The 18,715-nt window shown below is 54.3% G+C and carries 17 protein-coding genes and 1 riboswitch; of the genes, 12 read left to right on the top strand and 5 right to left on the bottom strand.

Annotated elements, in window-relative coordinates; genetic code table 11:
* The first annotated feature begins 11 nt into the window (after positions 1-11).
* Positions 12-965 carry a primosomal protein DnaI gene (dnaI, locus tag ABID47_RS27215; RefSeq protein WP_354501469.1) on the top strand — a complete coding sequence of 318 codons (954 nt, stop codon included), beginning with the start codon at positions 12-14 and terminating at the stop codon, positions 963-965.
* A gap of 141 nt (positions 966-1,106) precedes the next feature.
* On the opposite strand, the gene ABID47_RS27210 is transcribed toward dnaI, so the two are convergent.
* Positions 1,107-1,265, bottom strand: coding sequence for a YqzM family protein (locus tag ABID47_RS27210; protein WP_089548459.1), 159 nt, complete (start codon positions 1,263-1,265; stop codon positions 1,107-1,109).
* 399 nt (positions 1,266-1,664) lie between these two features.
* Here ABID47_RS27210 and trxA point away from each other — a divergent pair, with 399 nt between their 5' ends.
* Both trxA and uvrC read left to right on the top strand, forming a co-directional pair.
* The gene (gene trxA, locus ABID47_RS27205; RefSeq protein WP_076174051.1) at positions 1,665-1,982 is read left to right on the top strand and encodes a thioredoxin; all 318 of its coding nucleotides are present in this window, start codon (positions 1,665-1,667) and stop codon (positions 1,980-1,982) included.
* 233 nt (positions 1,983-2,215) lie between these two features.
* Positions 2,216-4,099, top strand: a complete 1,884-nt coding sequence (uvrC, locus tag ABID47_RS27200) for an excinuclease ABC subunit UvrC (protein WP_354501467.1) — start codon at positions 2,216-2,218, stop codon at positions 4,097-4,099.
* Here uvrC and ABID47_RS27195 read toward each other — a convergent pair.
* Positions 4,068-5,762: a CPBP family intramembrane glutamic endopeptidase gene (locus ABID47_RS27195; RefSeq protein ID WP_354501465.1), complete on the bottom strand. Its 1,695-nt coding sequence runs from the start codon at positions 5,760-5,762 to the stop codon at positions 4,068-4,070. The two genes, uvrC and ABID47_RS27195, sit on opposite strands and share 32 nt — an antisense overlap.
* Positions 5,763-6,020: 258 nt before the next feature.
* A riboswitch (cyclic di-AMP (ydaO/yuaA leader) is annotated at positions 6,021-6,167 on the top strand.
* 67 nt (positions 6,168-6,234) lie between these two features.
* Here ABID47_RS27195 and ABID47_RS27190 point away from each other — a divergent pair.
* From ABID47_RS27190 to ABID47_RS27180, 3 genes are all read left to right on the top strand, one after another.
* A complete protein-coding gene (locus ABID47_RS27190; protein WP_251679019.1) occupies positions 6,235-7,575 on the top strand; it encodes a TrkH family potassium uptake protein in 1,341 nt (446 codons plus the stop codon).
* Between the two features lie 88 nt (positions 7,576-7,663).
* Complete coding sequence (locus ABID47_RS27185) at positions 7,664-8,335, top strand: potassium channel family protein (protein ID WP_116234128.1); 672 nt, start codon at positions 7,664-7,666, stop codon at positions 8,333-8,335.
* A 19-nt stretch (positions 8,336-8,354) separates the two neighbouring features.
* The gene (locus ABID47_RS27180; protein WP_354501462.1) at positions 8,355-9,617 is read left to right on the top strand and encodes a cation:proton antiporter; all 1,263 of its coding nucleotides are present in this window, start codon (positions 8,355-8,357) and stop codon (positions 9,615-9,617) included.
* Between the two features lie 71 nt (positions 9,618-9,688).
* Here ABID47_RS27180 and ABID47_RS27175 read toward each other — a convergent pair whose 3' ends face one another.
* Entirely contained in the window at positions 9,689-10,591 is a 903-nt protein-coding gene (locus tag ABID47_RS27175; RefSeq protein ID WP_089548454.1) for a LysR family transcriptional regulator, read from the bottom strand.
* 373 nt (positions 10,592-10,964) lie between these two features.
* On the opposite strand from ABID47_RS27175, the gene ABID47_RS27170 reads away from it, so the two are divergent.
* The 6 genes from ABID47_RS27170 (at position 10,965) to ABID47_RS27145 (ending at position 16,769) form a co-directional block, all read left to right on the top strand.
* Complete coding sequence (locus ABID47_RS27170) at positions 10,965-11,633, top strand: succinate dehydrogenase cytochrome b558 subunit (RefSeq protein ID WP_105446082.1); 669 nt, start codon at positions 10,965-10,967, stop codon at positions 11,631-11,633.
* Between the two features lie 15 nt (positions 11,634-11,648).
* Complete coding sequence (sdhA, locus tag ABID47_RS27165; RefSeq protein ID WP_354501459.1) at positions 11,649-13,394, top strand: succinate dehydrogenase flavoprotein subunit; 1,746 nt, start codon at positions 11,649-11,651, stop codon at positions 13,392-13,394.
* 16 nt (positions 13,395-13,410) lie between these two features.
* The gene (gene sdhB / locus ABID47_RS27160) at positions 13,411-14,175 is read left to right on the top strand and encodes a succinate dehydrogenase iron-sulfur subunit (protein ID WP_116234131.1); all 765 of its coding nucleotides are present in this window, start codon (positions 13,411-13,413) and stop codon (positions 14,173-14,175) included.
* A 168-nt stretch (positions 14,176-14,343) separates the two neighbouring features.
* Positions 14,344-14,982: an ion channel gene (locus ABID47_RS27155; RefSeq protein ID WP_354501457.1), complete on the top strand. Its 639-nt coding sequence runs from the start codon at positions 14,344-14,346 to the stop codon at positions 14,980-14,982.
* A 182-nt stretch (positions 14,983-15,164) separates the two neighbouring features.
* A complete protein-coding gene (locus ABID47_RS27150; RefSeq protein WP_354501455.1) occupies positions 15,165-16,079 on the top strand; it encodes a metallophosphoesterase in 915 nt (304 codons plus the stop codon).
* Between the two features lie 60 nt (positions 16,080-16,139).
* Positions 16,140-16,769 carry a GNAT family N-acetyltransferase gene (locus ABID47_RS27145; protein WP_354501453.1) on the top strand — a complete coding sequence of 210 codons (630 nt, stop codon included), beginning with the start codon at positions 16,140-16,142 and terminating at the stop codon, positions 16,767-16,769.
* Positions 16,770-16,920: 151 nt separating this feature from the next.
* Here ABID47_RS27145 and ABID47_RS27140 read toward each other — a convergent pair whose 3' ends face one another.
* Positions 16,921-17,730, bottom strand: a complete 810-nt coding sequence (locus ABID47_RS27140; protein ID WP_354501451.1) for a histidinol-phosphatase — start codon at positions 17,728-17,730, stop codon at positions 16,921-16,923.
* Positions 17,731-17,781: 51 nt separating this feature from the next.
* Complete coding sequence (locus tag ABID47_RS27135) at positions 17,782-18,684, bottom strand: LysR family transcriptional regulator (RefSeq protein WP_116234136.1); 903 nt, start codon at positions 18,682-18,684, stop codon at positions 17,782-17,784.
* Between the last annotated feature and the right edge of the window lie 31 nt (positions 18,685-18,715).

The raw sequence follows: 18,715 nt of genomic DNA, 5'->3' as shown, positions 1-18,715 counted from the left end.
GGACAACCGGCATGGATTCTTTGGGGCAGCTGCTGAAGCAGATGAGAGGGCCATCTTTTATACAGCGGTCGCAGGAGATCGCGGACGAACTGCTAAGGGATCCGGCGGTACAGGAGCTGCGGCAGGAGCATCCGGAGCTGGAAGAATCGCTGCTGCGGATGAACGTGACCCGGCTGTACCAGTTTGCAACCGACCGGCGGCACTGTGACCGCTGCCCGGGGCTCGAGCGGTGCCCGAACGATTTTCAGGGTCATTACAGCAAGCTGGAGGTGGAGGTCGTCAACGGGATTACGGAGCTGGTGGAACGCAAGGTTCCCTGCACCCTGCAGACGGCCAAGCAGCAAGAGGACCAGATCAAGAAGCGGATCCGCAGCTTTTACGTGGACGAGCGTGCATTGAGCGAAGGATATAACGAGGTCGAGATTATGGGCAAGGACCGGAACCGGGCTCCGGCGGTGAACCAGGTATTCCGGTATATCCGGGACGTACGCGAGAACGGTCTGCCGAACAAGGGACTGTATCTGTACGGATCGTTCGGGACCGGCAAAACGTTCCTGATGAGCTATCTCCTCCATGAGCTGGCGATTACCGGTCATACCGGGGTTATCGTGTACATGCCTGATTTTGTGGAGGATCTGAAGGGGATGCTTAGCGATAACGTGAAACTGAAGGAGACCGTGGAGTTGATGAAGGCGTGCGATCTGCTCATTTTTGACGATATCGGCGCCGAAAATTTGAGTCCCTGGGTACGCGACCACGTGCTGGGCTCCATCCTGAATTACCGGATGAACCGCAAGCCGACCTTCTATACGTCAAATTATGCTCTGGACGGCCTGGAAAGGCATCTGAGCTTCACGAACAAAGACGGCGAAGAAGGGCATAAGGGGCAGCGGCTGATGGACCGTATCGCGCCGTTCGTCGATGTCGTGCATTTGCACGGGGAGAATCAGCGCCGCAGACAGTGATAATGGGCCGTTTCAACAGGACCCGGGCCAAGCGGCACTTTGCATCATTACCAAACTCACTGTTTATAAGCCAAAAAAACCTGGCCAACCTGTCCAAAAGACAGGTAAAGCCAGGTTTTCTTGTAAGCCCTATGGGGCTAATTAGCCGGAAATAACAAATTTAATGATCACCATGACTGCAAACAGAACGGTCATAAACAGCGCCATTCCGCCAAAGCCATTCATCAGATCCATTAAATCATTGCGCGGCTCTTCGTTCACGTGTTTCCGCGGATCGTTAGCGTGCACGTTTGCATCCATTTGAACAAATGCCTCCTCATCATGGTTTCAGCCTGATGTCAATGAGCCTTCTCATGAACAGAGAAACCCGAGTTAACATTAGTATACCCAAACTTCAAAGAATTTGTAAAGAATATATGGTGAATACTTATAGGGGCAGGGAAGGGTGGCTGAACGGTTAAGGGGCCCGAATTTCGTTTAATCTGTAATTAAGGGTTTCACATTTCTTGACGGAATGTGTTATACTTAAACTGTCCACAAAGACATATCAGTTTAGACGTCCATTTGCGCTCTTGCGATTACGGGGGATACCAAGCGGCATGGCCGTTTTTTCGTCCCCTGCGTACAGCCGCTAAACATGGTCTGTCTTCTGTGAAGCAGAATACACCGAATTTTTTTCTTATAAGGAGGAAACCTATTATGGCAATTGTGAATGTATCCGACCAATCCTTTAACGCTGAAATCGAAGGTCAAGGTACGGTTCTGGTAGATTTTTGGGCACCGTGGTGCGGTCCTTGCAAAATGATCGCTCCGATTCTGGAAGACCTGGCTAACGAGCTCGGAGACTCCGTGAAAATTGCCAAACTGAACGTGGATGACAATCCGGAAACGGCGTCCCGTTTCGGCGTGATGAGCATCCCGACTTTGATTTTCTTCAAGGACGGTCAACCGGTTGATAAAGTGGTCGGCCTGAACTCCAAAGAAAACCTGAAAAACATCATCGCTAAACACCAATAATTGGTGCATGGCCGATGACAGGCGCCTCCGGATGATTCCGGGGGCGCTTTATTTCGTGATCGGGGCGGGAATTTCCCCCGCGGGGACTATTAAAAACAGGATCACAGTGGCGGGTTGCCCCGAAGGTAACCGAATAGGCTATCTTGACGAAACCCCGACTTTTGCCGGGTCATATTGCTGTATTCAGCCGTTTTCTCCTATAATATAAGTACCGGGAGGTGAGCCGATACGGCATGGACGATTTTGCAAAGCAATTACAGGAACAGGAAAAAGCACTGGAGAAGATCCGCAACAAGCTGGCTTTGCTGCCCGATCTGCCCGGTTGTTATTTAATGAAGAATGCCGATGGCAAGATTATTTATGTAGGTAAAGCCAAGGTGCTGAAGAACCGGGTCCGCTCCTATTTTACCGGCAGCCATGACGGCAAGACGCAGCGCCTGGTGGCGGATATCCGGGATTTTGAATATATCGTGACCGGAAGCAACATTGAAGCACTCATTCTTGAATGTAATCTGATCAAAACGCATCAGCCGCGATATAACGTCCTGCTGAAGGACGATAAGACGTTTCCTTATATTAAAATTACCAATGAGCCGCATCCCCGTCTTGAGGTGACCCGCCGCGTGCTCAAGGACAAAGCCAAGTATTTCGGCCCTTATCCGAATGCTTACGCCGCGCAGCAGACGAAAAAACTGCTGGACCGGATGTACCCGCTGCGCAAATGCGGAGTCATGCCGAAGGAGGTATGCCTGTACTACCATATGGGCCAATGCCTGGCACCTTGCGAGAAGGAAGTCCCTCAGGAGGAGTATGACCGTATTACCCAGGAAATTAATTCTTTTCTGAGCGGCGGACACGAAGAGATTAAGAAGGAGCTCCAGCGCAAGATGCAGGAGGCGGCGGAGGAGCTGTATTTTGAACGGGCGAAGGAGCTGCGCGACCAGATCCTCAATATTGAAGCGATCATGGAGAAGCAGAAGATTACGACGACGGACACGAAAGACCGCGACGTATTGGGCTTTGCCGTGGATAAAGGCTGGATGTGCGTGCAGATTCTGTATATGCGCCAAGGGAAAATGATTCAGCGCCATGCGTCTGTTTTTCCGTTCTATGGCGAGGCGTACAGCGATTTTATGTCCTTCGTGACGCAGTATTACAGCGACAATCCGGCGCTGCCGAAAGAAATTTTGCTGCCTGACATGCCAAAAGGGGAAGAGGCGGAAGACAGCAGCCGGCCAGAGGATGCCGGGGAATCGATCGATGCCGGCGGCGGCGCTGCATCCCTGCAGGAATGGCTCGGCATCAAGGTGCTGGTGCCCCAGCGGGGAACGAAGCGCCAGCTCGTGGCCATGGCGGAAGAGAATGCCAAGGTCTCACTGGACGAGAAGTTCCGCCTGATTGAACGGGATGAGGAGCGGACGTCTAAGGCTGCCGCGAACCTCGGCCAGTATATTGGCATTGAGTCGCTGCACCGGATCGAGGCGTTTGACAACTCCAACATCCAGGGAACGAATCCGGTATCGGCGATGGTCGTGTTTATCGACGGTAAGCCCGACAAAAAGGAATACCGGAAGTACAAAATCCGTTCGGTTCAGGGACCGGACGATTACGATACGATGCGGGAGGTCGTCCGCAGACGCTACGAGCGCGTGCTCAAGGAAAATTTGGAGCTGCCTGACCTGATTGTCGTGGACGGCGGCAAAGGCCAAATTTCCGCCGCAATCGACGTGCTGCAGAACGAGCTGGGCCTGTTCATCCCGGTATGCGGTCTGGTCAAGGACGTCAAGCACCGGACCGCGCAGCTGATGGTGGGCGATCCGCCCGAGCCGATTTCGCTGCCGCGCGACAGCCAGGAGTTCTACCTGCTCCAGCGCATCCAGGATGAGGTGCACCGGTTCGCCATCACCTTCCACCGCGAGCAGCGCGGCAAGTCGATGGTGGCATCCAAGCTCGACGCCATCCCAGGCATCGGCGAGAAGCGGCGCAAGCTGCTGCTGAAGCATTTTGGCTCGCTCAAAAAAATAAAAGAGGCCCGGATTGAAGACTTCCGGCCTCTCTCGATCGGCGATAAGCTCGCCGGACAAATTATAGCAGCCCTTCAGGAGGAGGAGTCGTAGCATACGGCTTCTCCTTCTTTTTGCCGTAAAACAGGTAAATGACCCAGGCGACGATAAACGGCATGACGCAGGTGACCACGCCCGCCAAAATGTTCGTCAGATCCCCCATGCTGAACAAGCTGAAGCTCATCAGGATGCTGTCGAACACGACGTGGGCGAACATGACCGCGATGTAGCCGTGACGCAGGAAGATCAAGCAGAACAGGAGACCGATGAACAGGAGCTCGATCGGCCGGGTGTATATCGGGTAGATCGGGTACAGCGTATGGCCGAAGGCCCAAATCAGCGTCGGAATGACGCAGGCGACAAATGTGTTCCTTACGATTTTCTTCAGCATCGGAATGCCGAACAGGCGGTACACGGCCTCTTCGGAGATGCCGGCCATCCAGGCCATGATCGGCAGCATCCACGGGTACAGCATGTTATACGGGGACTGCGAGGCGTCCGTCGTGGACCAGCTGTGGATCGTCCGGTCCAGGACGAGATAGATCACCGACTGCGCCCCCATTAGGATAAATGCCCACAAATACCCGGTGAACATGCTGTGGAGCACGTAACGCCCGTATCCTGGCTCTTTGGCGCGGGCCCAGGCGTTGTAACCGGCTTTGCGCCATAGTCCGTCCCCGCCGACCAGGGAGAAATACAGGAGCACCGTCATCGCTATGCTCAGGATCACCTGAACGACCATGGCCACGATCAGCCCGAACTGGGAGAAGCCTTCCGCTTCCAGCACCGGCAGCATGTTATAAGTCGTCAGCAATGAGACAACAAAATAAAACAAGGATAAAAACAGCCCGCGGGCAAAGGATGTGTACCGCCGCGTCAGCGCACTGTAAATGATGGCGAGAATGCCGAGCACGATCGTAAACAGTCCATATCCCAGCATGGTCAGCATTGTGGCGCTATTGGTCTGCTTCTCTACATAAGCCGTATGAGCGGATGGGACCGAAAATCCAGGGAGAAAGGAGTGAAGCTCCCCATCCTCAAAAGCAAACTTGAATTCCAGCTGCGATTCTCCAATTTGCGAGGAGGAGTCGGTATAGATCAATCCGGGCTCATCCTTGCCGCTCGATACTTTCAAGGAGCTTGTGTTGTAGCCCAGCTTCTGCAGCCAGGACGAGGCGATTTCCTCTTTATCCTCCAGCGTCATGTTTCCTTCGACAATTCTCAGTTTCTGCTTGCGCATCGTTTCGTTCGTTTCGGCCATCGCGGCCGCATACTTGGAATACGGAGGCGTGATGGAGAACCCGACGACCTTGCCCGTGTTCATATGTACGTCTACATTGACATATCCCTGATCGCTCGACTCGGGCAGCCGGACCCGGAACACGTCATAAGGATACTTCGGTTCGTATTTCTTGTTATATTCGGTAAGAAGCTTCTCTCTGGATAAATAACCATAAAGGTCCGATTCCGACTGGTACGTGACAAGCGGCTTATCTGCAATGCCTGTTTGAATATTCAACCGGTCCGAGGCAAACGCTTTGGCGGCTGCTTCCGCCTCCGATTTGCTGATGACCTTGGTCGTTTGCCCCTCCAGCGTCTCCGAGCTCGTCTGCGGAAACACTTGTACGAAAAAGAATAAAATAAGGCCGATGACTCCCAAAATGCCCAGCCATTTATAATTGGCCCTGATTTCCAGCGGCTGGTTTAACCGGTCCATGAAATCCCCCCTTGAATGTGATAAAGATACCATTCCCCCCAATACAGTACGGTAAACATAACATAGAAGATTCGCCCAAAACCAGTATACCCTGAAAATAGTGGTGAAAAAACGATGAAAATCAAGGAAAGCCATCGAAAAGAGAAGATAACCGCAGGCCGTGTCCACTTGCATTGCGAATCAGGCTGTTTTCCAACCAATTCATCAGAAAAAGGCCTTTGTGATGTCCCACAATAAAGATTATAATTTTGATGCAAATGAATAAGAACGCCGAATTTCTCATTGAAAACGGGGGAACCATTTTTTTGGGGTGAATTTCGTTGGGCGGTTTTGTCGTCCGCGAATAGGGCAACCTGTGCATGCCCGAATCCGTCAGCTAACCTCGTAGGCGTCGTGCATGCAGGAGCCAAACCGAAAGGCATTGGATTTCCGATGCTTTTTTTCTTTTGACTTTTTTAAAGAGGTGAATGTATTGATTGGTAAATGGAAGTGGTTCCGGCTGGCCCCTCCGCAAATATTAACTCTGGGTTTTGCGGCCATTATTTTGATCGGAGCCATACTGCTCACCTTGCCGATTTCGAACACGACGGGAAAGCCGCTGAGTTTTATTGATGCCTTGTTTACGGCAACCTCGGCGACCTGCGTGACCGGTTTGGTTGTCAAAGATACGGGGCTATACTTCAGCACGTTCGGCCAGGTGGTCATCATGCTGCTGATTCAAGTCGGGGGACTCGGCTTTATGACGATGGCCACCCTGGTCGCCCTGGCTTTCAAGCGCCGGATTTCACTTCGGGACCGGCTCCTGCTGCAGGAAGCGATGAATCAGAATACGATGGAAGGCATCGTCCGTCTGATCCGGAAAGTCATATTTTTTTCGTTGGCGATCGAAGGCTGCGGAGCGCTGCTGCTGGCCATCCGGTGGTCGTTCGATATGCCTCTTGGAAAAGCAATCTATTTTGGAATATTTCATGGTGTGTCCATGTTCAATAATGCGGGATTCGACCTGTTCGGCCATTTTAACAGCCTGACGGGATTTGTATACGACCCGCTCGTCAATTTTGTCGTGATGTTTCTGATCGTATCCGGCGGTATCGGTTTTATCGTCATGTCCGACCTGGTAGATTACCGGGTAAACCGGAAGCTGTCACTTCATACGAAAGTGGTATTGTCCATGACCGGCGCCCTGATCGTGATCGGAGCGGTCGTCATCTTTATCTTTGAATTCACGAATCCCAAAACGCTCGGTTCCCTGAACTGGGGCGGCAAAATTCTCGCCTCACTGTTCCAGTCGGTTACGCCGCGGACGGCCGGGGCGAATACGCTGGACCTGGCAAGTATGCGCCAGGCGTCGCAATTTTTTACGATCATCCTGATGTTTATCGGCGCTTCGCCGGGCTCCACGGGGGGCGGAATCAAGACTACGACGTTCACCATTCTCGTCGGTGCGGTGATTGCGATGATCCGCGGCCGCGACGATATCGTCCTGTACCGTTACCGTTTGGCCCAGGAGCGGATTTTCAAAGCGCTGACCATTACCTTCCTGGCCTTGTTCCTGGTGGTCGGCGTATCCATGGTTCTGTCTACGACGGAAGACAGCAGCTTCTTGATGATCCTGTACGAGACGACTTCGGCTTTCGGCACCGTAGGATTATCGCTCGGGCTGACGCCGCATTTGTCCTTGATCGGGAAAATCCTGATCTGTGTGACGATGTTTGCCGGGCGCCTTGGACCCCTGACCTTTGCCTATGCGCTCGGTCCGAAGAAGGGCAAGGAGCTGTACCGCCATCCCGAAGGCAAAATCATTATCGGGTAACCGTGGCTTGGATGAATCAACGTTTCCATTTTGTCAAAGTCATCATATATAAAATCAACATTAAGGGATAAGGAGCATCTGGAGAGAAATGAAAACACAGCAGTTTGTCGTCATCGGTTTGGGGCGGTTCGGCTCAAGCCTGGCCATGGAGCTTATGGATTTGGGTTACGAGGTGCTTGGGGTGGATATTAATGAAGAAGTGGTCAATGACATGAGCGAGCATTTGACTCACGCCGTAGTGGCGGATGCAACCGATGAGGAGGTTCTTAAATCGCTGGGAATCCGTAACTTTGACTGCGGGATCGTGGCGATCGGGGACGATATCCAGATGAGCATCCTTGCCGCAATCCTGCTGAAGGAGCTCGGCGTTCAGACCGTGGTGGCGAAGGCCATCTCCATGCTGCACGGCAAAGCCTTGTCCAAACTGGGCGTGGACCGGGTGATCTTCCCGGAGCGGGATATGGGCATCCGGGTGGCGCATCAGCTCGTGACGCCGAATTTGCTGGATTACATTGAGCTGTCCAAAGAATACAGCATCGTGGAGATGACCGTACCGCAATGCCTGAACGGAAAGACGCTCAGCGAAGTCAATACGAGAGCCCGGTACGGTTGCAGCATCGTCGCACTTCATCGTCCTGAGGGAATCATCGTTGCGCCGACGGCGATGGACCAGCTGCATGCGGGGGATATCATGGTCATTATCGGCTCTAACAGCAATATCGACCGCTTCGAGAGCGAAGCGGTGAACGTCAAATCGTAAATCTGGAAGTGAGACAGACATGGAATCCCCGACGACCGAAATCATTCATCACATTTTAATACTGCTGCTGTTTATCATTGCCGTCGGCATGCTGTCCGGAAGACTGGCCTCCTGGCTCAGGCTTCCCGACGTTGCTGTGTTTATCGTGGCAGGCATGCTGCTTGGGCAGGGGCTGCATCTGATCAACGAGGCAAGCAGCTCGCTGATCAACCAGCTGATCCTCTCCGTCGGCTCGGCGCTCATTCTGTTTGACGGCGGCCGGAACCTGAAGCTGAGCGGGCTGCGGAAGGTATGGATCACACTCTCCATGCTGAGCGTTCCCGGCGTCGTCGTCACGACCTTGATCGTCGGAACGGCCGTGCATTACCTGTTCGAGCTGGACTGGCTTTTTGCCTTCCTGGCCGCCGCCGTCATTGCCTCGACCGACCCCGCTTCGATCATTCCTGTGTTCAAGCAGGTAAAGATCAAGGAAAGGGTCCGGGAGACGGTGGAGAGCGAGTCTGCCTTCAACGACGCGACCGGCTCGATTCTGACCTTTGCGCTGCTGGCCGCGGTGACGGGCAGCGGTTCCTTACATATCGGGACGATGACCTGGGATTTCTTAAAAACCGCCGTCGGCGGCATTCTCGTCGGCGCTGTCGTATCTATGATTCTTACGTATCTCGTTGCCCATTTCCGGCTTGGCGTTCTGAAAGACTACACGACGATCACGATGATCGTCGTCGCACTTTCTTCTTATTTAATAGGGGACCTGATTCATGTCAGCGGATTTATGGCGACCTTCGTGGCCGGGCTGATCTGGGGGAACGCGGATACGTTCGGGCTGTCGATGGACGATAAGCTGGAGGAGACCGCAGCGTTTGCGGACAATACGAGCATCATGATGCGGATGCTGATTTTCATCCTGCTCGGCAGCCAGGTCAACTTCCGGGTGCTTGGCGATTACTTCTGGCCAAGCCTGGCGGCGGTCCTGGTGCTGATGGTCATCGCACGGCCCATCACGATTCTGCTCTGCGCCCTGCCCGACCGCAAGGTCAAATGGTCCTGGCGCGAGCTGCTGTTCATGATGTGGGTCCGGGAGACCGGGGTCATTCCCGCCGCCCTTTCGGGCATGATCGCCGGCATGGGCGTAGCCCACGCCGATGTCATCTCGGCCGTGACGTTCATGGCGATCATGCTCACGATTCTGCTGCAGGCCAGCACCACGGGACTTGTCGCCCGCAAGCTGGGCCTTGAGGTCAAGGCGGAGCCGGCGGCTTCCAGGCCCATGGGGAAGAAATAGCCTGTAACATGATACGAGCCGTCAGGAGCGGGGAACCCGGTCTTGACGGCTCGTCATTTGCCGGCACCGCGTCATTCATCCCGGGTGCGGCCGAAAATCTTTTTCGTTTCTTCGATCCAGCGGCGTGCTCCGGCGCTCAGTCCCCCGTTTTCGGAGTAGACAAGCGAGGTGGTGCGCCGTGTTTCCTGCAGATCGGGAATATGAAGAATCGCCAGGTCGTTGTCGTCCAGCAGCTGACTGCGCAAATACGACTTGGGCAGCAGTGCCGCCGCCCTGCAGGCGGGCAGAAGCCGGACGATCGCTTCAAATGAATCCATTTCCATCCGGATGTCCGGCACGACGCCGGCCCGGTGGAACAATTCGTCGGTCAATTTCCGGTACCACGTTCCGGTTGAGAAAATAATCATCGGCAGGCCGTGAAGCATGTCCATGCTCACGTTATCCTGTCCGCACAGCCTGTGATTGCGGGGGAGCACCAGCTCCAGGTGGTCGTCGAACAGCGGCGTGCAGCGCAGGCCGGGCTCTTCGATGGAAGAGGCGACGATGCCTGCGTCCAGCTTCTTGTCGCGGACGGCCGACACGATTTCATGCGTTTTCCCGGTGACCAGCTTCAGCTCAGCGGAAGGGTGCTTCTCCATAAACGCGTTCACCAAAGGCGGCAGCGTCGTCTGAAGCGTGGTCAGGCTGGCTCCGAGCGTCACCGAAATTTGATCGTCCCCTTTGTACTTGGCGATCATCTGCATGAACTTCTGCTGCTGCTGCCGCTGCTCCAGGGCAAAGGTATAGGCCGACTGGCCGAAGGCCGTCAGCTCAAGGCGCTTGCCGCGGCGGTTGAACAGCTGCACGCCGAGCTCGTCCTCCAGCTTGGTAATTTTGCGCGAGAGGGCGGGCTGGGACAAATTCAGCAGCTTCGAGGCCTTGTTCAGGCTCGACTGCTCCACCACCGTGGCGAATACATCCAGATCTTCAAACATGTCATTCATCTCCATGAAACTTTTGGACTGGGGCTGCTTGGGGTAAGATGGTTATAGGCGCGGTCTGTCTTCATCGACAATTGATTTGCTTTAGATAAAAGAACGATAAGCATCGAAGGCCGGGCTTCCTTATATCGCAAGAGAAACTTCCACTAAACGCGGTCTATCTTCTTTGAAAGTACATCGATAAACGTTTCTCTTATGCATTTACATTATAACGTTTAATAATTATATTGCAATTCCATTATAAGAAAAAAAAGAGTAACATGAAAAGTGCCACAAGTTGTTCACAGGTTAGAAAAAGGGTGGCAGAATGATGTCGAATAATGAATTATGAAAACGTTGTACTATGAAGAAAGGGGCACGTCAATTTATGAAAGGTTACTATGCCAGAAAGCTTCATTCGCTTCTTGGGGTCATTCCGCTCGCCTTGTTTTTCATCGAGCATGCCCTGACGAATTTTGGCGCATTTGAAGGAGGTCCTGAGCGGTTTAACGCTGGTGTCAAATTGCTGAACGACCTTCCGCTCATTTTCGTGCTGGAGTGGGTGCTGATTTATCTCCCGCTGATCTACCACGGCGTGTATGGGCTGTATATTGCGTATCAGGCGAAACCGAATAACGGACATTTCAATTATGAGCGCAACTGGCGTTATTTGCTGCAGCGGATTACCGGTGTCATTACGTTCGTATACATCATCTGGCACGTATTCGAAACCCGGTTCCAGATCACTCTCGGCAACGTGACCCACGAAGGGCTAGGCTCCCTTATGCATGATATCGTGACACAGCCGGTATTTTTCATCCTCTATCTGATCGGCGTCGTATCCGCGTCCTTCCACTTTGCGAACGGACTCTGGTCGTTCCTGGTCGCATGGGGAATCACGGTCGGGCCGCGCGCACAGCGGGTATCCTCGTATGTGTGCATGACGCTGTTCGTCTTGGTAGCATTGCTGTTTATTTTGTCCCTGGTCGCCTTCCGCAGAGCGGAATTCCAGGAAGCTTCGGTATGGATTGATACCGTGAAGTCAGTTTTAAGTTAAGGAGAGTGAGCAGGCATGGCAACATCTAATATTATTATCGTGGGCGGCGGTCTGGCAGGTCTGATGGCCACCATCAAGGCAGCGGAAGCAGGCGTCCATGTTCACTTGTTTTCTTTGGTTCCGGTCAAAAGATCGCACTCCGTGTGCGCACAGGGCGGCATCAACGGTGCCGTCAATACGAAGGGCGAGGGCGACTCGCCATGGGTTCACTTCGACGATACCGTGTACGGCGGGGACTTCCTGGCCAACCAGCCGCCGGTCAAAGCGATGTGCGAGGCGGCGCCTGGCATCATCCACTTGATGGACCGGATGGGCGTTATGTTCAACCGTACGCCGGAAGGACTGCTCGATTTCCGCCGTTTCGGGGGAACGAAGCATCACCGTACGGCGTTTGCCGGCGCAACGACCGGACAGCAGCTGCTGTACGCGCTCGACGAGCAGGTGCGCCGCCACGAAACGGAAGGCCTCGTCACGAAGCATGAACACTGGGAATTCCTGCAGGCCGTCATCGACGACGAAGGCATCTGCCGCGGCATCTGCGCGCAGGATTTGCGCACGATGGAGATTCATACGTTCCAGGCTGACGCGGTTATTCTCGCCAGCGGCGGACCGGGGATCATTTTCGGCAAAACGACCAACTCGGTCATCAATACCGGCACCGCGGCCAGCGCCGTGTACCAGCAGGGCGTTCATTACGCCAACGGTGAATTCATCCAGATTCACCCGACAGCGATTCCGGGCGACGACAAGCTGCGCCTGATGTCCGAATCGGCCCGCGGTGAAGGCGGACGGATCTGGACGTACAAAGACGGCAAGCCTTGGTACTTCCTTGAAGAGAAGTATCCGGCCTACGGCAACCTGGTGCCGCGTGACATTGCGACCCGCGAAATTTTCGACGTGTGCGTCAATCAGGGGCTTGGCGTCAACGGGGAGAACATGGTTTACCTCGACCTGTCCCATAAAGATCCGAAAGAGCTGGACGTCAAGCTTGGCGGCATTATCGAAATCTATGAAAAATTCGTCGGCGACGATCCACGCAAGCTTCCGATGAAGATCTTCCCGGCGGTTCACTATTCCATGGGCGGCATGTGGGTCGATTACAACCAAATGACCAACATTCCAGGCCTGTTCGCAGCCGGCGAATGCGATTACCAATACCATGGGGCCAACCGTCTTGGAGCCAACTCGCTCGTATCAGCGATCTTCGGCGGCATGGTGGCCGGACCGAAAGCCGTGGAATACATTAAGGGAATGAAAAAATCCTCAGCTGATGTACCTTCAAGCGTATACGAACGCTATAAGAAGCAGCAGACGGACAAATACGAAGGCATCCTGAAAATGAACGGCACTGAAAATGCGTACGGGCTGCATAAGGAGCTCGGCGATATCATGACCGCCAATATGACCGTGGTCCGTTACAATAAAAAGCTGGAAGAAACGATCGCCAAAATCAAGGAACTGAAGCAGCGCTACAAAAACATCAACGTCAACGACACGTCGCGCTGGAACAATCCGGGCGCTTCGTTTACCCGCCAGCTGTGGAACATGCTGGAGCTGGCCGAAGCGATGACGCTGGGAGCACTGCTCCGCAACGAGAGCCGCGGGGCCCACTACAAGCCGGAATTCCCGGAGCGCAACGACGAGGAGTTCCTCAAGACGACCAAAGCGACGTGGACACCGGATGGCCCGCAAATTTCTTATGAAGCAGTGGATGTATCGCTGATCCCTCCACGGATCCGCGACTACTCCAAAGACAAGTAAAGAAGGGGGATTTGACATGGCGGAAGCAACTGCATCTTCCAAAAAAGTGAAGTTTATCATAACCCGTCAGGACGGCCCGGACGCTGCTGCCTATACCGAGGAGTTCGAGCTTCCGTACCGCCCGGGAATGAACGTGATCAGCGCGCTGATGGAAATTCAGCGCAACCCGGTCAACGCCAAAGGTGAAAAGATCGCCCCGGTATGTTGGGAATCCAACTGTCTGGAAGAGGTGTGCGGCGCGTGCTCGATGGTGATCAACGGCAAGCCGCGCCAAGCGTGTGCGGCGCTGATCGATAAGCTGGAACAGCCGATCCGGATTCAACCGATGAAGACGTTCCCGGTCGTGCGCGACCTCGTCATCGACCGCAGCCGGATGTTCACCGCGCTTAAGCGGGTGAAAGCCTGGATTCCGATCGACGGCACGTACGATCTCGGCCCTGGACCACGGATGCCGGAGAAGAAGCGTCAGTGGGCTTATGAGCTGTCCAAGTGCATGACCTGCGGCGTCTGCCTGGAGTCCTGCCCGAACGTAAACGACAAGACCGACTTTATCGGTCCGGCGGCGATTTCCCAGGTTCGCCTGTTCAACTCCCACCCAACGGGTGAAATGAACAAGGAAGAACGCCTGGAAGCGCTGATGCAGGACGGCGGCATCGAAGGCTGCGGCAACTCGCAGAACTGCGTGCGCTCCTGTCCGAAAGGCATTCCGTTGACCACGTCGATCGCAGAAATGAACAAGCAAACCACCAAGCACATGTTCAAGCAGTGGCTGGGTGTATAAATCATCGTTAACCATCATCCCCTTGTCAGCGGACAGCTTTTCGCCGGCAAGGGGATTTTTGGTATACCTCGGGATGCGTCCAACCCTTGTGGCGGGGGTAATCTAACCATAAAGACTTCTAAAACTTTACAGGCAGAAGACGTGCAGGAGAATGGAGGAGGATGGCTCATGTCTTGGTGGATGTGGGTGCTTAATATTTCCGGTTTGATTGTCCTGATTGCGGTGTTTTACGGGTTGGAGAAAAAATGGACGAGCAAGGCGATCCTGCTTGGGCCCATTCTCATTTATGTTCTGGTCTCCCTGGAAGACCTGATCGGCTGGATCGATCTTTCCCGGGTTGTCCCGGGAACTGGCGGGATGCGGGCCTTGATTCTGATCTTCTGCCTGAGCTCGGTTATCTTCTACGTGCTGTATATTTTCAACCGGATTGCCGAGTCGGCCCTGAAAAAAGAAGTGCAGCTCAAAACCGTCATTACGCGCATCAGCATGGCAACGTTAACGTGCATCCTCTTTTTTACCGTTATCTACACGTCGATTTACAAGCTCTTCGGCCATAACAGCTTCGACGGCAAAAATATCGGCAACGATTTGCTGAGCCAGCTGATTTCCTTCCTGTATTTTAGCGTCGCGACTTTTGCGACCGTCGGTTACGGGGATATCACGCCTGTCGATAACACCTCCAGAGGTGCTGTCGTGATGGAGATCGCCTTCAGTTTTATTACGGTTGCCTACGCAATGTCGTTGCTCAGCGTGTTCCGTAAAATTTTCAAAGAAGGCCCGGAGGGCGCAGATCAGGAGGAGGGGTAAACTTTCCCGCATTATGCCCGGACTTCGCGCATAACGGTTCATCGTATCCCTTTGAACAGCAGCATTTGTCCGGAGAGAGCGCACCGCCTCCGACGGAGTGATCCGCACTGCTGGAAGAGCGGCGGCCTGAAGGATATAATAGGGGAAAGTCCTATTCTATTCCAATACAGGAGGCCGCCTGCATGAAAAATACGCCGCATCCGGGAACGGGAAATCGGCAGGATGCAGCCCAGCCGGAGCTGCCCGGCAGCCGGCTCACCCGCAGGCAATTTTTGAAGCGCGGCGTCGCCCTAGCGGCCGGAGCGGGATTGCTGACAGGCGCCTATGCGTGGTTGTGGGAGCCGCAGCAGCTGGATACCGTGTACCGGACGCTGGTATGTCCGCGGCTGCCGGCGGCTTTTTACAACTTGAAAGTCGTCCATTTCAGCGATGCGCATCTCGGGTTTCACACCCGGAGGAAGCACATCGAGCATCTGATCGCGGCCATTCGCAGGGAAGCTCCGGAGCTGATCTGCTTTACCGGAGATATCATTGATTCGAGTGCGGAGGCGATAAACGAGTATATTCCGCTGCTCGCTTCGATCGAAGCCCCTCTTGGTAAATTTGCGGTGCTGGGCAACCACGACTTTTGGGGAGGGAGCGGCAAGGATGTAAGCCAGAAGCTGCAGGTGGCCGGCTTTCGGGTCCTGCAGAACAGCAGCCAGCTCCTGAACCGCGGCGGACAGTCCATCGCGGTGGTCGGCTTGGATGACTGGCTGCATGGATTTCCCGATCCGCATAAGGGAAGATCCGGCATTCCGGACGACATGTTCACCTTACTCTTGATGCATGAGCCGGATTACGCCGGTAACGCCGCCCTGTTTCCTTTCGATCTGCAGCTGTCCGGTCACAGCCATGGCGGACAGGTGCGTCTACCTCTGCTCGGTGCGCTGATGACGCCTCCGGGATCCAAACGGTACGTCATGGGCATGTACGAAGTGGGAGAACGCCGAATGCCGCTGTATGTCAACCGGGGGATCGGGGAGACCCACCTTCCCGTCCGCTTGTTATGCAAGCCGGAGCTTACCGTCTTCACCCTGCAGTCTGGCGCTCGTTAGACAAGCTGGTAACGATTCGAATCAAACGAAGGGAATCAAGCGAAGGAAGGGGAGAAGAGCGTGCTGAATGAGGACACACAAACGCCGATGCCCTTGCTTACGGGCAGCCGTTTGATGATGAAACCGATCGAACCGCAGGACGCGCCGAGGCTGCTGGATATCCTGGCAGACCCCCAGGTGATCAAATACGTGACCCAGAGCTCCTTCTTCAGCTTTGCCCGCTCGCGGCGCATCGCCTCGGAGCTGCTGAGCACCGGCCGCAGGGACTCGCTGCACATGGGCATCTGGCTTCATGGCGAGCGCGAGCTGGCCGGCGTGGTGTCGATGCAGCATTGGCGTGAGGAGAAGCGGGATGCCATGATTGGCTATATGCTCGCCCAAGCGTACTGGGGCAGGGGAATCGCCACCGAAGCGCTCGGCTTGATGCTGAACTATGCCTTCACCAAGCTGAAACTGCTGCACATCGAGGGCAGATGCCATGCGGTCAACACGGCGTCGGCCAGGGTTATGCAAAAAAACGGGATGCAGCTCAGCCGTACCTTTCAGCATAGACGCATGTTTTTCGCTGCGCCGGTCGAGATGATGGTGTACGCTCATACCGACCGTACCTATGATGAATACCGGAAGGGGCTGCAGCTTCCGGCTAACCAGGCGGATGCGCCGACTCTGCAATCATATGAAATCAGGTAAGATTTGTAACATAAATGAAATATTGCTGTTATGGGACTCTAACAGAGACCGGGTAAACTTATTCACATGACCCCCTTTTTGAAAATATAAATGATGTTCTGGGACCCGGATCGTGCGGGTTCATTTTTTTTGCCCAAAAAAAGAGGCTCCCTCAGAGGGGAACCACCTTTTTGTCTTTACCTTTGAAATACACCCATTCCCGGAATCCGATGTCCTTCAGGCGCCGGGCTACTTCGTCCCGCTCGTCTCCCACCCTTCCAGGAACATGAGCGTCCGAGCCGAAAGTGACGTCCACGCCGAAGTGGAGCGCCCGCTCAAGGATGGCGTCCGCCGGGTACCAGCCGCCGCTGAGCTTCGTTTTGCCCGATGTATTGATTTCGATCGCGATTCCACACTCGGCAATGGTCTGCAGCGTTTCGTCAATGATCTCATCGGCGGGAATGTCGGAGAAGGCCGGGAAGTTGCCTTTCATCGCGTCAATGTGCCCAAGGATTTGGAACATGCCGCTCCGGGCGGAGTCCTGGATCAGCCGGTAATATTCCTCCTTAACGCGAATGCGCTCCTGTTCGGACAGCCCCTTCCAGCGGTTTTTGTTAAAGATGCTGACGCCGCCCACGCTATGTACCGAGCCGATGATGTAGTCAAACGGAACATCGGCAAGAACCTTCCTGTATGTTTCGGCATGCTCCGGAAAAAAGTCGGATTCGATGCCGAGCAGCACGTCAATGCGCCCCTCGTATTCCTTTTTCAAATCAAGCACTTCCTGCACATAATGCTGAAGCTCCGATTTGCCCATAGCGATGCGTGGAAACGCCCGGTCCTCTTTCTCACCAAAATAAGGGGTGTGGTCCGAAATGCCGATGACTTGAAGCCCGGCCTCCAGCGCCGCTTCCACGTAATCCCGGATATTGCCGTCGGCGTGCCCGCAGCGGAAGTGATGGGTATGCAGATCGAATTTCATATCGTACTCCTCCTTGTCAATAATCGTTGGAATCAAAGGTCTGCGGCAGGTTTACTCCGAGCTGATGAAGTTCGTTTCCGGCATGCCTTTCAGATCGCTCAGAAATTGCTGCATGGCCGAGTTCAGGTATTTGCCGGACTTGTAAATGACGCCGACGGGATGGCTCACTTCCAGTTCGGTCAGCGGTATGATCTTCAGTGTTCCGAGGCGGAGCTCGCTCGCGACCGACTGTTTGGACATGATCGCCGCGCCGAGGTCGATTTCGACCATCCGCTTGATTTCTTCACTGCTGGACAATTCCATGACGACATTGGGCTCGATTCCGTGCTTTTTTAAAATATCATCGGCAAACCGTCTGCCCACCGTATCGGGAGACAGCAGGATGAGGGGCGTTTCCCGGAGGACATCGATCGTGACGCCCGTCTTCCGGGCAAGCGGATGGCGCGGGGAGACGATCAGCTCGAACGTGTCATAGTACAGAACCGACGTCATCAAATTGGGGTTGCGCTCGATCAGATAACCCAGGCCCACATCGATCTGTCCGTTCTCCACGCTGGTGTAAATCTGGGAAGAAGCCATGGACATGATAGAGGTTTTGATGAGTGGAAACTGGTTCTGGAAGTAAGAAAGGACTCTGGGTAAAATTTGTATGGCTATCGAAGTGGTCGTTCCGAGCACGATGTGTCCCTGCGGGGTTTGATCCAGGTCGTACAGGCGCTCCTTCAGCTCTTCCACAATCGCTAGAATCCGTTCAGCATGGCTGAGAAACACTTCTCCGCGGTCGGTCAGCGTGACGGGCTGATTCCGGTCCACAAGCACCGTCTTGAACTCGTCCTCCAGACTTTTGATCTGGGCAGACACAGCCGGCTGGGTCAAGTTGAGCAGCTCTCCGGCTTTGCGGAAGCTCATCGTTTTCGAGATGGTAATCAGGGTCTCCAATTGGCTAATGTTCATGCATTTCCTCCTTCGGCGTTGATGGCTGCCG

Source organism: Paenibacillus favisporus (assembly GCF_040545415.1).
Lineage (GTDB): Bacteria > Bacillota > Bacilli > Paenibacillales > Paenibacillaceae > Paenibacillus_AQ > Paenibacillus_AQ favisporus.
The sequence above is the reverse complement of the archived record's forward strand: the minus strand, read 5'-3'. Positions and strand labels throughout refer to the sequence as shown.